Source organism: Nonomuraea sp. NPDC003707, assembly GCF_053587055.1.
The window spans coordinates 96,136-109,592 of sequence record NZ_JBSFNK010000005.1 but is presented as its reverse complement, the minus strand read 5'-3'; the positions used below and the strand labels follow the sequence as shown (position 1 = coordinate 109,592).

The following is a 13,457-nucleotide window of genomic DNA, read 5'->3' as shown; positions in this document are numbered from 1 at the left end:
GCTAGTCTGTCTGCGATGAACGAGGTCATTGGCGGGTACACGCTGCGGCGCCTGCTCGGGCGCGGCGGCATGGGCGAGGTGCATCTCGCCTCGACACCCACCGGCGGCCTGGCAGCGCTCAAGGTCATCCATCCGGCGCTGGCCCGCGATCCGGCGTTCAGGCGGCGCTTCGAGCGGGAGGTCGCGGCGGCCCGCCGGGTGGCCAGGTTCTGCACCGCGCCCGTGCTGGACGCGGGGATCGACGGCGACGTCGCCTACCTCGTCACCGAATACGTCAAGGGGCCCGACCTGGCGCAGGCCGTGAACGAGCAGGGGCCGCTGTCGGGCGGGAACCTGGAGGCGCTCGCGGTGGGCATCGCCACCGCGCTGAGCGCCATCCACGGGGCCGGGGTGATCCACCGCGACCTCAAGCCGTCGAACGTGCTCCTCTCGCCGCTCGGGCCCCGGGTGATCGACTTCGGCATCGCCCAGCTCGTGGAGCACGACAGCCTGGTCAGCCAGGCGATACTCGGGACGCCCGCGTTCATGGCGCCCGAGCAGGTGCGCGGGGAGCCGCTGACGCCCGCGGCCGACGTGTTCGCGTGGGGCGGGGTGATCGCGTTCGCGGGGACGGGGCGGCTGCCGTTCGGGGGCGGGGCGCCCGCGGAGGTGCTGTACCGGATCACGCAGGACGGGCCCAGGCTGGACGGGCTCGACGAGGGGATCAGGCAGGTCGTGGAGCGGGCGCTGGCCAAGGATCCGCGCCTGCGGCCGACGGCCCAGCGGCTGCTGGCGGACCTGGTCGGCGGCACCCGCCTGGCCACGGCCACGGAAAGGGTGGAGCGCACCTGGACGGGCACCACGACGACCGACGTGCGGCCCGGACCCGACCTGCGGCCCGCGTCCGGTATGTCACCCCCGCCCGCGTCTGTGTCTGTGTCTGTGTCTGCGGCGAAGCCGAAGCGGAGGCGGTGGCCGTGGGTCGCGGGGGCCGCCGGGCTCGTGCTCGCCGTCGTCGCCGCCGCCGTGACCGTGCCCGCGCTGTCACAGGAGAGCTGGCCGTACGAGGCCGATTTCGGCGACTCCTGGGCGATCGGCGCGTCGGAGGGCGGGAGCGCGCGTCAGGCGGGCTCCGGCTACGAGCTGACCGTCAAGCCGGGCTGGCGGCTGTGGAAGTCGGCCCCCAGGCAGGAGCCGGAGGGCGGCGTGGTCGTCAGCGCGAAGGCCACCCTTGAGGAGGGGAGCGGGGAGTACGGTGTGTGGTGCCACGGCTCGGCGCGCTCCGGCGATCGTTACGAGTTCGGGGTGAGCGGCTCGGGCAAGGTCACGATCGTCAAGCGCCGTACGGGCACTCGGGGCACGACCCTGTACGGCCCGGCGGACGCGCAGGGCGCGGCCGTCAACCGCGTCGTTGCGGAGTGCGGCGAGAGCGGGGGCAAGGTGACGCTGCGCATGTGGCTGAACGAACGCCTGGTCGCGCAGGCGACCGACTCCGACGCGCCCTACGGCCCCGGCGAGTCCGGCGTCCATGCCGCCTCCGGCGCCACCGGGTCCGCACGCGTCCGCTTCGACTCCTTCGCGCTCAGGCCGGCGGGCACGTGATGCTGAGAGGTGCGTGAGCGTGCGCTTCGGCGTGCTCGGTCCGTTGCGGATCGAGTCCGGTCAGGTGCCGGGACCGGCCAAGCACCGCACGTTGCTGGCCGCGCTGCTGCTGTCGGCCCGTGAGACGGTGCCGGTCGAGCGGCTGATGTCCGTGGTGTGGGACGACCGGCCGCCGGCCTCGGCGGGGTCGGTGCTCCGGGTGTACGTCAGCGCGCTGCGCAAGCTCGTGGACGGCATCCGTACGGTGCCGGGCGGCTACCTGATCGACGTCGAGCGGGACGACGTCGACTGCCATCGGTTCGAGCGGCTGGTCGGCGGGGCGCGGCAGGCCCGGGCGGCGGGCCGGGTGGCGGAGGCGGCCGACGGTTTCAGGGCGGCCTTGGCGCTGTGGCGGGGGCAGGCGCTGGCCGACGTCGAGTCGTCCCTGTTGCGCCGGACGCACGCCGTACCGCTGGAGGAGCTGCGCCTGACAGCGCTGGAGGAGCGGGTGGAGCTGGACCTGCGGCTGGGGCGGGGCGCGGAGGTGATCGGGGAGCTGCGGGCGCTGGTCGGGGCGCATCCGCTGCGCGAACGCGCCTGGGTGCGTCTCATCGAAGCCCTCCACCAGGCGGGACGCCGGTCGGAGGCGCTCGGGGCCTACCAGGACGCGCGCCGGACGCTGGTGGACGAGCTGGGTCTGGAACCGGGCACGGAGCTGGCCGACGCTCACCGGCGGGTCCTGGCCGGCGAGGACCGCCCCGCGGCACCGGCCGGTGGCGACCGCGGCCCGGTCGACGAGCTGCCACCCGACATTTCCGATTTTGTCGGCCGATCGCCCGTACTCGATTGGATCGTCCGGACGGCTCGCGAGCACGCGTCGGCCCCCGTGCACCTCGTCCTGCACGGCCCGCCCGGCTGCGGGAAGTCGGCCGTCGCGGTGCACGCCGCCACCGGCCTCGAACGCCCGGACGGCCGGCTCTACGCCTCGCTGGGCGCCCGGCCGCCCGGCGCCGTGCTGGAGGACCTGCTGCGTTCGCTGGGCTGCCCGGACGGCGCGGTCCCGCCGGCGCCGGACGAGCGGGTGCGGCTCTACCGGAGCATGACGGCCCGCAAGCGGCTGCTCGTCGTGCTGGACGACGCCGCCGACGAGGCCCAGGTGCGCCCGTTGCTGCCGACCGGGCCCGGCAGTCTCACCCTGGTGACGAGCCGGTCGCCGCTGGCCGGGCTGGAGGCGGCGCGGGCGTACGAGATGGGGGTCCTCGACGGGGACGAGGCGGTGGCGATGCTCGGCGAGGTGGCCGGGCACGAGCGGGTGCGGGCCGAGCCCGAGGCCGCACTGCGCATCGTACGGCTCTGCGGCCACCTGCCCCTGGCCCTGCGCATCGCCGGCTCCCGGCTGGCCAGGAAGCCGGGCTGGACGCTCGACCACCTGGCGGGCCGCCTGGGAGACGAGCGGCGCAGGCTCGACGAGCTCAGCGCGGGAGACCTCGCCGTGCGGGGCAGCCTCGCGCTCGGCTACCGGGGCCTGGCCGACCCGGAACGGCGGCTGCTGCGCGGGCTCGGCGCGCTGTCGGCGCCCGACTTCGCGTCGTGGGTGTTCGGCACGGACCTGGAGCCGCTGGCGGAGGCCGGGCTGCTGCAGTCGCGCGGCCTGGACGAGGCCGGTCAGGAGCGGTACGGCTGGCACGACCTGACCAGGCTCTACGCCGCCGAACGCCTTGCCGGGGAGGAAGGCGGCCCGGAACGCGTGCTGGCCGTCATCGCGGGCGCGATCCTCGAACGGACCCGGCAGGCCAGAGCCTCCCTCCTGCCCGCCGAGCCCGGCACCGGCCGCACCGAGGTCCACCTGCCCGGCGCGGAGCGGCTGGAGACCGGGTGGCTGCGGCACGAGGCGCGCTGGCTGAGCGCCGAGCGCCGCTTCCTGGTGGCGACCGTCGGGGACTTCTCCCGGGTGGGCCTGTACGAGGCCGCCTGGCGGCTGGCCTTCTACCTCACCCCGCTGTTCGAGCTGGGCGCGCACCACGACGACTGGCACGCCACCACGGCGACCGGGCTGGACGCGGCCAGGGCGGCGGGCCACCGGCACGGCGAGGCGCTCCTGCTGCGCGGCCTGGCCGACCTGCACCGGGCCGAAGGACGCACGGAGTCGGCGGCCGCGGCGCTGCGGGCGGCCCAGCCGCTGGTGGAAGGGCTGGAGCTGGCCAGGGTCACGCTCCGGCTCGGGCTGGTCCAGGCCCGTCCGGCGGAGGCCGAGCAGGCGTTCGTACGGGCCCTGCGGGTCTTCGAGGAGGCGGAGGACCGGCGCGGGCGGGCCGATGCCTTACGGGCGCTGGGCGCGTTGCGCCAGGACGAGGGCCGGCTCAACGAGAGCCTGAGCGCGTACCAGGACCTCGGCGACCCGCGTGGCGAGGCGGAGGCGCTGCTGGACCTGGGCAGGCTGCACCTGGGCGGGGGCAGGCTCGCCGAGGCCCGCGGGTGCGTGGAACGGCGGCTGCGGATCAACCGCCGCCTGGGCGACCGGCTGCCCGAGGCGGGGGCGCTGCTCGTACTGGCCGAGATCGCCAGGGCGGAAGGCACGCCAGGGGCCGCGGCCGGCTCCGCGAGGGAAGGGCTGGAGACGTTCGTCGCGTACGGGGACCGGCGGGGCGCCGCGCAGGCCCTGATGGCGCTCGCCCGGGCCGCGCTGGACCTCGACGACATTGACGGAGCGGTTGAGGCGCTTACGCGTGCTATGGGAGAGTTTGACCGCCTCAGTGACGAGCAGGGCAGAGCCGAGGCCGACCGGCTCGCGCAGGAGGCCCGTAGACGGCGTGGCCCGCGAATATAGCGGACTATGCGGATCCTGAACGCCGCCTCCCTACGGTGAGGGCCACATCCCCGACAACGAAGGTGATCTCAGAATGCGAAAGACGATCGCGCTGGCTGTCGCGGCTGTCGCGCTGGCCGGTTGCGGCGCGCTCCCGGGGCGGCAGGCCGGCGGCGGCGGCGAGGAGAAGCAGCCCCAGACCGTCGCGGAAACCACCACCGAACCCCCGGCCCCAGCGGAACAGGCGCCTCCGCAGGAGACGAGGGTGATCGCCAGCCATGAGGCCGAGGTGTACGGGGCCGGGAACCGCGGCAAGGCCCGCGTCGACATCACCGCGCTCAAGCGCCAGGGCAGGACCCTCAGCCTCAACTGGACGATCACCGCGCTCGACGGCAAGGTCAACGTCCACAACGGCCTTGGCACGGCCACCCTCGACTACACGGTCTCGGGCGTCTCCCTGATCGACCCGGTGAACGCCAAGCGCTACCGCGTGGCCCGCAACGGCACCGATGAGAACGCGAAGTGCGTCTGCTCCGGCACCCAGGGCCAGTTCCTGGACAAGGGGGACGCGTCCACGCTGTACGCGGTCTTCGCGGCGCCTCCGGCGGACGTCACGAAGATCAACATCGAGATGCCCATGATCGGCGTGCTCACCGATGTTCCGATCTCTTAGCGTCGCCCTGGCCCTCGTCCTGTCGCCCACCCCCGCGCCCAGCGCGCCGTCCGACGCCGTGGGGGCGGTGGAGGACCTGGTGCTGCCCGTCGAGGACATCATCGGCGAGGTCGAGTCGCTGGACGGCACCGAGACCGAGACCAAGCAGGGGCGCCAGGTGACGGTCTCGCTCACCAGCGACGTGCTGTTCGCGCTGGACAAGTGGCAGCTGACCGCGAAGGCGAGGCAGCGGCTGCAGGAGGTGGCCGCGAAGGTTAACGCCGACGGCGCGGGCGGGGCGGTCAGGATCGAGGGGCACACGGACGATCAGGGGAGCGACTCGTACAACCTCGCGCTGTCGCGGCGGCGGGCGCAGGCCGTGGAGACGGCCATGCGCGGGCTGCTCACGGGGGCGGGGGTGAATCTGGAGGCGCGGGGGTACGGCGAGAGCCGGCCGCGGCGGCCCAACGTGGTGGGCGGGAAGCCGGTCGAGAAGAACCGGGCGCAGAATCGGCGGGTCGAGATCGTCTTCACCGCCAAGCAGTGACCCCCGCCGGTGCCGTGAGCGGGGGGTCAGTCGGTTCGGAGTTGGCTCAGGGTGACGGTGACCGTGCTCGTGGTGCCGTCGGAGTGTTGCACCCCGACCTTGGCCTGGTCGCCGGGCCTGAGGGTGGCGAGGGCCTCCGCGAGGGACGCCATCGTCGGCGTGTTCCTGCCGTTGATCGAGACGATCACGTCACCGGCCGCGATCCCCGCCTTGTCCGCCCCGCTGCCCGGCTCGACCCGGATGACGCCCACGCCGATCTCCTGCCCGTCCGTGCTGATCACCGTGCTGCCCTGGATGCCGAGCGCGGCCCGGTGGCTGTTGGTGACCTTGCCGTACCTGACGATCTGGGTGGCGATGTCCCTGGCGGTGTTGCTCGGGATCGCGAACCCGATGCCCGGCGCCGCGCCCCCGCCCAGCTCGGGGTCGGTGGCCGCGAGCGTGGGGATGCCGATCACGCTGCCCGACAGGTCCACGAGCGCTCCGCCGCTGTTGCCCGGGTTGATGGCGGCCGAGGTCTGGATGGCGCCGGCGATCGTGGCCCCGGGGGAGCCCGCCTCCTGAGGCTCGGAGACGGTACGGCCGAGAGCCGAGACGATCCCGTTCGTCACGCTGCCCGACAGGCCCAGCGGGTTGCCCATGGCGAGCACGATCTGCCCGACCCGCAGCTTGGACGAGTCCCCGAACCGCGCGGGCCGCAGCCCGTTCGGGTTGTCCACCTTGATCACCGCCAGGTCCCCCGCGTTGAAGGACCTGACCAGTTTGGCCGAGCGCGGCGGGCCGCCGGTGGCGATCGTGACCTCCATCTTGCCGGCCTGGCCGACGACGTGAGCGTTGGTGATGATGTGTCCCGCGGTGTCGAGCACGATGCCGGACCCGAGCCCGACCTTGGTGGTGATCTGGACGATGGACGGCAGGACGTCGGCGATGACGTCCTCGTACGCCGACTCCAGCGAGTGCAGCGACGGCGGTGAGGGAGAGGCCGTCGGCGAGCTGTGCGGGGTCGCGGTCGACGGCGTCGCGCTGGACGTGGGGGGAGGAGCGCAGCCCGCGAGCAGCAGCACGAAAGCGGTGGCCAGTCCCGCGGCGATCCTCCTCATGGGAGGACTGTTCCCAGCTCAGCCCGAAAGATACGCTTCCCGCACGTTGTGCCTGCTCAGCTTGCCGGTCGGCGTGCGCGGCAGCGACTCCCGGTACTCGATCAGCCGGGGATGCTTGAGCCTGGCCAGCCGGGGCGCGCAGTGCCGCAGCAGCTCCGCCGTGAGCTCGTCCCCGGCCACCGCGCCGGCCGCCGGCTGCACGAGCGCGACGACCTTGTGCCCCCACTCCGGGTCCGGTACGCCGATCACGGCCACGTCCGCCACGGCGGGGTGTTCGAGCAGCGCCGCCTCGATCTCGGCCGGGTAGATGTTGACCCCGCCGGAGATGATCAGGTCGGTCCGCCGGTCCAGCAGGAACAGATAGCCGTCGTCGTCGAGGTAGCCGATGTCCCCGGGCGTGTACGCCTGGCCGCGCATCGCCGCCGCCGTCTTGTCCGGGTCGCGGTGGTACTCGAACCGGTTGATCCCGCCGATGTAGACCAGCCCCGGCGAGCCCGGCCTCACCTCCCGGCCGTCCTCCCCGACGATCGTGAACGACATCCCGTCCAGCGCCCTGCCGACCGTGCCCGGCCTGGCCAGCCACTCCTGCGAGGACACCATGGTCGCCACGGCCGCCTCGGTGGACCCGTAGTACTCCCACAGCACGGGCCCTAGCCAGTCGATCATCGCCTGCTTGGTGGCCGGCGGGCACGGGGCCGCCCCGTGGTAGAGGTGGGTGAGGGACGACAGGTCGTACGACTCCCGATCCGGCACCCCCAGCAGCCGGTGGAACATCGTGGGCACCATGAACGCGTTCGTCACCCGATGCCGCTCGATCAGCCGCAGCGCCTCGACGGCCTCGAACCGCTCCGGCGCCACGATCGCGTGCCCGAACTGCAGCGCCATCATGGCCTGCCCGTACGGCGCCGAGTGGTAGAGCTGCGAGCACACCAGGTGCACCCCGCCGAACGGCAGCCCGAAGTGGCGCCAGCTCTTGCGGACGAGGATCGGGTACAGCTCCTCCGGCGTCAGGTCCAGCAGCCGCCGACGCACCCCTTTGGGTCGTCCCGTCGTCCCGGAAGTGTAGAGCATCATGGACCCGGCCCGCCGGTGCGGCGGCGCGGTGGCGGGCTGCCCGTCGGCGAGCTCGGCGACCGAGCGGGCGTCCGGCGAGACCACCAGCCCGGCCCCGCAGTCGGCCACGATGTAGTCGATCTCCTCGGCGGTGAAATGCCAGTTGACGGGCACGAGGTAGGCGCCGGTCTGGTACGTCGCGAGCATCATGGTGAGGGCGTCGAGCCCGTTCTTCAGCACGGTGACGACGCGGTCGCCGGGGGCGACTCCACGTGCCGTCAGGCCGTTGGAGACCTGGTTCACCCGGGCGAGAAGTTCACCGTAGGTGGCGCCGGTGTCACCGAGGAGCGCGGGACGTTCAGGGTCATGGGCTGCGATCTCGTAAAAACCCCTCATGTTCGCAGACCTTACAGAATTAGATTCTGCAGGGGTATTGGAGGAATTATCCAGCTCTCTTGTGACGTAACCTCATGGCCATGGCGGACGTCGGCGACAAGAGACCTTCATACGATTCACCCACCACTCCGTTCCGCAAGGTCGTCCTGCCTGCCGAGGAGACGGTCCAGATCCCCCGCCCGCCGGCGGCGGGTCCATCCGTCCCTCTCAGGCCCCCGGCGGGCGGCCCGCCGGTGCAGCAGACCCCTCCCCAGCAGGCGCCTCTTCCGCAGCCTCCTGCCCAGCGAGGCGGTCCCGGCCCGCTTCCCGGCCCGCTGCCGCAGCCTCCGGTGCAGCAGCAGCCGCTGTATCCGCCCCCGTCCCCGCCCCTGCCCATCCCCAAGCCGCCGAGGCGCGGCATCGGCGACATTCCGATCAAGGTCGTCTATCTCCTCGGTGCGATCCTTGTCACCGTCCTCGCCGTGTTCCTGATCTTCGTGGTCTTCTCCGGCGACGTGCCCACCAACAAGTCGGCCGAGCAGGTGGCCTCCGTCGCCCCCGTGCCGAGCTCCGGCGCTCCTTCGGCGTCGGCCGCCCCGACCCCCACCGAGAGCCCGATCGTGCTGCCGCCGGTGCCGAAGAGCAAGGCGTACCCGACCCTGGCGGGCACCGCGGCCGTGGTCACCGGCATCATCAGCGACAAGAACGCCGGGATCAGCTACCCCAGGCTGGCCACACCGTGGAAGGCCAAGTCGTTCCCGCCGTTCTCCATCGCGCAGCGCATCGGCAAGGTGGCCGTCCCGCACACGGTGGTCGCCTCGGCCATGTTCCCGGGTGACTCGCCCACGACGAAGCCCTCCAAGGACGCCGACTACCGCGAGCTGGCCACCCAGGCCGCCCGCTGGTCGCTCCGCACGCAGTACCCCGCGGGCGCCACGCTCGCCTGGACCGCCTCCCAGAAGGTCCCGGTCGGCAAGGGCTGGACGCTCGGCTACCAGGTCACCTACACCTTCAACGGCAAGCAGCAGGTCGCCCAGGCCATGGTGACGATCGTCGAGGTGGGCAAGACCAAGCCCGCGATGCTCCTGGCCTCCATCCCCGAGCCGAACAAGAAGCGCTGGGCGGACATCAACACCCTCGTCCAACGGGTTCGACCGCTCTAGGCCAGAAGCATCCTCTAGAATATGGTTCTAGGTATGGGTCGGACCTGGCATGGAGGATGAGCATGGCGATCGGGTTGAGCGAGGAGCACGAGGCGCTCCGTGAGTCGGTGAGCGGCTGGGCCGAGCGGAACATCCCGTCCGAGCTGCTGCGCGCCGGGACGGAGGGGCGTCCGCCGTTCTGGGCGGGCCTCGCCGAGCAGGGGCTGCTCGGCCTGCACGTGCCCGAGGAGTACGGCGGCTCCGGCTACGGGCTGCTGGAGACGGCCGTGGCCGTCGAGGCGCTGGCCGAGCGCATGGCCCCGGGTCCCTACCTGCCGACCGTGCTGGCCAGTGCCGTGATCAACGCCTCCAAGCGCCCCGAGCACCTCGAGTCGTTCGCCGACGGCACCCTCACCGGCGCCGTCGCCCTGACCGGCTCGCTGACCGGCACCCGCACCGAGGACGGCTCCCTGGTCGTCTCCGGCACGGCCGACCCCGTGCTCGGCGGCTCGCTGGCCGATGCGCTCGTGCTGCCGGTCGCCACGGACGACGGCGAGGAGTGGATCCTCGTCGACGCCTCCGCCGTCACCGTCACCGAGGTCAAGTCGCTGGACCTGACCAGGCCGGTGGCCAAGGTGGAGCTGTCGGAGCTGGTGGTCCCCGCCGAGGGCATCCTGGGCGGCGTCCAGCGCCCCGACGTGCTGAACCTCGCCGCGATCCTGCTCGGCGCCGAGGCCGCGGGCCTGGCCTCGTGGTGCGTCACCGCCGCCGCCGAATACGCCAAGGTGCGCGTGCAGTTCGGCCGCCCGATCGGCCAGTTCCAGGGCATCAAGCACAAGCTCTCCCGCATGCTGGTCGCGCTGGAGCAGGCGCGCGCAACCGTTTGGGACGCCACCAGGGCGGACGGCAAGGAGCTGGAGTACGCCGCCGCCATCGCGGGCGTGATGGCCCCCGACGCCGCCGTCCAGTGCGCCAAGGACGCCATCCAGACCTTCGGCGGCATCGGCTACACCTTCGAGCACGACGCCCACCTCTACTACCGCCGCGCGCTCACCCTGCGCGCCCTGCTCGGCTCCTCGTCGGAGTGGGCGGCCAAGGTGACCGGGCTGGCCCTGGAGGGCGTCGCCCGCGAGATGCAGATCGACCTGCCCGAGGACGCCGAGGAGCTGCGCGAGTCGATCCGGGCCGAGATCGCGGAGATCGCCCGGCTGGAGGGCAAGGAGCAGAAGCGGGCCCTGGCCGACCGCGGCTTCGTCATGCCGCACCTGGCCCGGCCGTGGGGCCGCGACGCCAAGCCGCTGGAGCAGGTGCTGATCGCCCAGGAGCTCAAGGCCGCCAAGGTCAAGCTGCCCGCGATGATCATCGGCGCGTGGGTGGTGCCGTCCGTCGCCGCGTACGGGACCCGGGAGCAGCAGGAGCGCTTCCTGCCCAGGACGCTCAGCGGCGAGACGATCTGGTGCCAGCTGTTCTCCGAGCCCGGCGCCGGGTCCGACCTGGCCTCGCTGCAGATGAAGGCGGAGCAGGTCGAGGGCGGCTGGAAGCTGACCGGGCAGAAGATCTGGACCTCCGTCGCCCACGTGGCCGAGTGGGGCATCTGCATCGCCCGCAACTCCAGCGAGGGCTCCAAGCACCAGGGCATCACGTACTTCCTGGTGGACATGAAGGCCCCGGGCGTCACGGTCCGGCCGCTGACCGAGATGACCGGCGAGAACCTGTTCAACGAGGTCTTCCTCGACGACGTCTTCGTCCCCGACGACCTGGTCGTGGGCGAGGTCGGCGACGGCTGGAAGGTCGCCCGCAACACGCTCTCGAACGAGCGCGTCTCGCTGTCGTCCGGCTCCGGCGGCACCGGCGCGTCCGTACCCGACCTGCTGGGCCTGATCGGCCGCCTCGGCCGCGAGCTGACGCCGGCCGAGGCGCAGCAGGTGGCCGCGGTGGTCTGCGAGGGCCACTCGATCAACGCGCTGTCGCTGCGGGTCACGCTCAAGCAGCTCGCCGGGGCCGAGCCGGGCGCGGACGCGTCCGTACGCAAGCTGCTGTCCACCTCCCACGCCCAGCACGTCTCCGAGACGGCGGTGGACCTGCTGGGTGCGGCGGCGGTCGTGGGGGCCGACATGAAGCTCGGCGACGCGGGCTACTGGAACCGCGCGGTGCTCGCCACCAGGGCGATGACCATCTACGGCGGCACCACGGAGGTGCAGCTCAACATCATCGGCGAGCGCATGCTGGGCCTGCCCAGGGACCCCGAGCCCGGCAAGTGAGCGTCATCCCCCCACTGGCTGCGGGGGGACGGCGGTGGCGTTCACGGCCGGTCTGGGGATGCCGACCCTGATCTCGCCGACGCAGGCGGACCGGCCGTCCAGGGTGCGCAGGACCAGGTCGGTCCCGCCGCCCTCGACGGCCGCGTACGTCGAGCCCAGGTCCCTGCCCGCGGGCACCCGCGTCTCGGACCCGCCGAGCCGCACGGACAGCGTGGTCTCCACCGGGTTCAGGTAGCCGATCTGGGCCGTCCACGTGCCCTTGGGCAGGGACAGGGGAAGGCGGAAGCGGACCCCCGCGGGGCCCACCCGCGTGCAGGGGGACCGCCCGGGGACGACGGCGCCCTCGATGGACACCGGGCGCAGGCGGCCCTGGTCGTCGAACATGAGCGGGCCGCTGACCGGCCCGTTCAGCCGGCCGGTCCAGGTGACCGGGTGCGCGGCGATGGGGCCGAGCACCTTGGACGTCAGCGCGTACCGGTAGAAGAACGTGGCCACGACCACCTTCGGCGGCACGTACGCGTCCACGATGACGGAGCCGGGCGGCGTGCGCTTGAGCGCCACCCGTGCCGTCTCCACGTAGCTCTTGACGTGCTGCCCGAGGGGCAGGCGGCCGTAGGCCGTCACCGACCAGATCGAGCCCGCCGCGACGACGGCGGCCAGCGGCACCCACACCAGCCTCAGCCGGGGCGCGGGGCGCAGCCAGGGCCGCTCCTCGTCCCGCAGCGGGATGAACGCCATGCCGATCACCAGGGCCAGCACCATGGATGTTGAGGAGACGTAGCGCAGCTCGTAGCCGCCCAGGTCGGGGCCGAGCTGCTCGATGCGCCCGATCAGCACCGGCACCACGTCGGCGAGCAGCACGTAGCCGAGCAGGATCAGCCAGGCCAGCCAGGCGCGCCTGCGGTAGCGGATCGACACCGCCACGGCCACGACCGCCAGCCCGAGCGCGGCCCAGGCCAGAGCGGGCGGCGTGGCGGCGATGGCGTAGTCGTCCCCGATGGGCAGCCACTTCCACGGCCCGCCGAACGTGCCGGGCACCAGCGAGCCCCACAGCAGCGTCCAGGCGAACCTGGCCGCGACCGACAGGCTCGGCAGGCTCGGCTGCACGGTGTCGTCCGTGAGCTGCACGGAGGTGAAGAGCTGCCGGAAGAAGATCACCGCGTAGACCGCGACCACCCCGGCGTACAGCACCCAGGCCGGCCACTGCCGGGGCCGGCGCAGCCACCCCACGCTCAGCGCGAGCGCGAGCACCAGGATGAACGGCGCCTTCACGAAGAAGGCCATGCCGGCCGCCGTCCACGCCGCGGCGGCCAGCGCGTGCCTGAAGCGGCCGGTCCGCGCATAGTGCACGTGCGAGCTCAGCGCCATCGGCAGCGCGATCTGGAACGGCAGCGTCTCGATCAGCACCGCCCACCACGACAGCGACGAGATCGTCATCGGGGTCAGCAGGTAGAACGCGAGCGGCACCAGGATGGCCGGGCGCGGCCCGAACAGCAGCCGCAGCAGCCGCAGCAGCGCCAGCCCCGCGGCGCCGAGCAACGTCATCGCCACGGCGTGGGCCAGCACGTCGTTGTAGACCCCCAGCCGGCCCAGCGCCCACTGGATCGCGAACGGCCCCGGCACGAGGTGACCGTAGTCCACCCGCATGAGGTAGTCCCAGGTCAAGCCGTGCTCCAGGCCGCGGGCGATGAAGGTGAAGTCGTCCTGCCTGAAGTAGGAGCGCCGTACCAGGTCGAACTTCCAGACCAGCTGGACGGCCACCATGACCAGCCCGGCGGCCAGCACGGCGTCGCCGCGCGTCCACGGGCGACCCTCGGCGCCGCGCGTCCGCGGGCGGCTCTCGGCCGTCGTCTCGCTCGTCGTCACCGGTCCCTCTGGCCCCGTCGCTCGCGTGGATCGGTCCCGCGCCGCTCCCCTGCGCGGCGTCGTGTCACCGAGAGAGCACCTGGATCTGCGGAAAGACT

Annotated in this window: 9 protein-coding genes; 6 read left to right on the top strand and 3 right to left on the bottom strand. The window is 72.8% G+C overall.

Translation table 11 applies throughout. The annotated features are described in order from the left end of the window. Nucleotides 1-15: 15 nt before the first annotated feature. The 4 genes from ACWDRB_RS14455 to ACWDRB_RS14440 all read left to right on the top strand — a co-directional run bounded on the left by ACWDRB_RS14455 (nucleotide 16) and on the right by ACWDRB_RS14440 (nucleotide 5,565). Nucleotides 16-1,581 (top strand): serine/threonine-protein kinase, encoded by a 1,566-nt coding sequence (locus ACWDRB_RS14455; protein ID WP_449893913.1) that lies wholly within the window; start codon nucleotides 16-18, stop codon nucleotides 1,579-1,581. A 13-nt stretch (nucleotides 1,582-1,594) separates the two neighbouring features. Further along, nucleotides 1,595-4,387 carry a BTAD domain-containing putative transcriptional regulator gene (locus ACWDRB_RS14450; protein WP_449893911.1) on the top strand — a complete coding sequence of 931 codons (2,793 nt, stop codon included), beginning with the start codon at nucleotides 1,595-1,597 and terminating at the stop codon, nucleotides 4,385-4,387. 73 nt (nucleotides 4,388-4,460) lie between these two features. Beyond that, nucleotides 4,461-5,039 carry a hypothetical protein gene (locus tag ACWDRB_RS14445; RefSeq protein ID WP_449893908.1) on the top strand — a complete coding sequence of 193 codons (579 nt, stop codon included), beginning with the start codon at nucleotides 4,461-4,463 and terminating at the stop codon, nucleotides 5,037-5,039. Next, on the top strand, nucleotides 5,023-5,565 hold the full coding sequence (locus ACWDRB_RS14440) for an OmpA family protein (RefSeq protein ID WP_449893906.1): 543 nt from the start codon (nucleotides 5,023-5,025) through the stop codon (nucleotides 5,563-5,565). Before ACWDRB_RS14445 ends, ACWDRB_RS14440 begins: the two co-directional genes overlap by 17 nt. 26 nt (nucleotides 5,566-5,591) lie before the next feature. Here ACWDRB_RS14440 and ACWDRB_RS14435 read toward each other — a convergent pair whose 3' ends face one another. Both ACWDRB_RS14435 and ACWDRB_RS14430 read right to left on the bottom strand, forming a co-directional pair. After that, a complete protein-coding gene (locus tag ACWDRB_RS14435; RefSeq protein WP_449893904.1) occupies nucleotides 5,592-6,662 on the bottom strand; it encodes a S1C family serine protease in 1,071 nt (356 codons plus the stop codon). A gap of 18 nt (nucleotides 6,663-6,680) precedes the next feature. Further along, nucleotides 6,681-8,111, bottom strand: coding sequence for an AMP-binding protein (locus ACWDRB_RS14430; RefSeq protein ID WP_449893902.1), 1,431 nt, complete (start codon nucleotides 8,109-8,111; stop codon nucleotides 6,681-6,683). Nucleotides 8,112-8,191: 80 nt separating this feature from the next. Here ACWDRB_RS14430 and ACWDRB_RS14425 point away from each other — a divergent pair, with 80 nt between their 5' ends. Then, nucleotides 8,192-9,253 (top strand): hypothetical protein, encoded by a 1,062-nt coding sequence (locus tag ACWDRB_RS14425; RefSeq protein WP_449893900.1) that lies wholly within the window; start codon nucleotides 8,192-8,194, stop codon nucleotides 9,251-9,253. A gap of 62 nt (nucleotides 9,254-9,315) precedes the next feature. Then, on the top strand, nucleotides 9,316-11,493 hold the full coding sequence (locus ACWDRB_RS14420; RefSeq protein ID WP_350728472.1) for an acyl-CoA dehydrogenase: 2,178 nt from the start codon (nucleotides 9,316-9,318) through the stop codon (nucleotides 11,491-11,493). Between the two features lie 3 nt (nucleotides 11,494-11,496). Here ACWDRB_RS14420 and ACWDRB_RS14415 read toward each other — a convergent pair whose 3' ends face one another. Continuing rightward, nucleotides 11,497-13,359 (bottom strand): hypothetical protein, encoded by a 1,863-nt coding sequence (locus tag ACWDRB_RS14415; RefSeq protein ID WP_449893897.1) that lies wholly within the window; start codon nucleotides 13,357-13,359, stop codon nucleotides 11,497-11,499. Between the last annotated feature and the right edge of the window lie 98 nt (nucleotides 13,360-13,457).

What these genes read in the sequence shown, in the direction of transcription:
- ACWDRB_RS14430 (WP_449893902.1), bottom strand. Translation starts at nt 8,111, where the DNA reads ATGAGGGGTTTTTACGAGATCGCAGCCCATGACCCTGAACGTCCCGCG.
- ACWDRB_RS14440 (WP_449893906.1), top strand. Translation starts at nt 5,023, where the DNA reads ATGTTCCGATCTCTTAGCGTCGCCCTGGCCCTCGTCCTGTCGCCCACC.
- ACWDRB_RS14455 (WP_449893913.1), top strand. Translation starts at nt 16, where the DNA reads ATGAACGAGGTCATTGGCGGGTACACGCTGCGGCGCCTGCTCGGGCGC.
- ACWDRB_RS14420 (WP_350728472.1), top strand. Translation starts at nt 9,316, where the DNA reads ATGGCGATCGGGTTGAGCGAGGAGCACGAGGCGCTCCGTGAGTCGGTG.
- ACWDRB_RS14445 (WP_449893908.1), top strand. Translation starts at nt 4,461, where the DNA reads ATGCGAAAGACGATCGCGCTGGCTGTCGCGGCTGTCGCGCTGGCCGGT.
- ACWDRB_RS14425 (WP_449893900.1), top strand. Translation starts at nt 8,192, where the DNA reads ATGGCGGACGTCGGCGACAAGAGACCTTCATACGATTCACCCACCACT.
- ACWDRB_RS14435 (WP_449893904.1), bottom strand. Translation starts at nt 6,662, where the DNA reads ATGAGGAGGATCGCCGCGGGACTGGCCACCGCTTTCGTGCTGCTGCTC.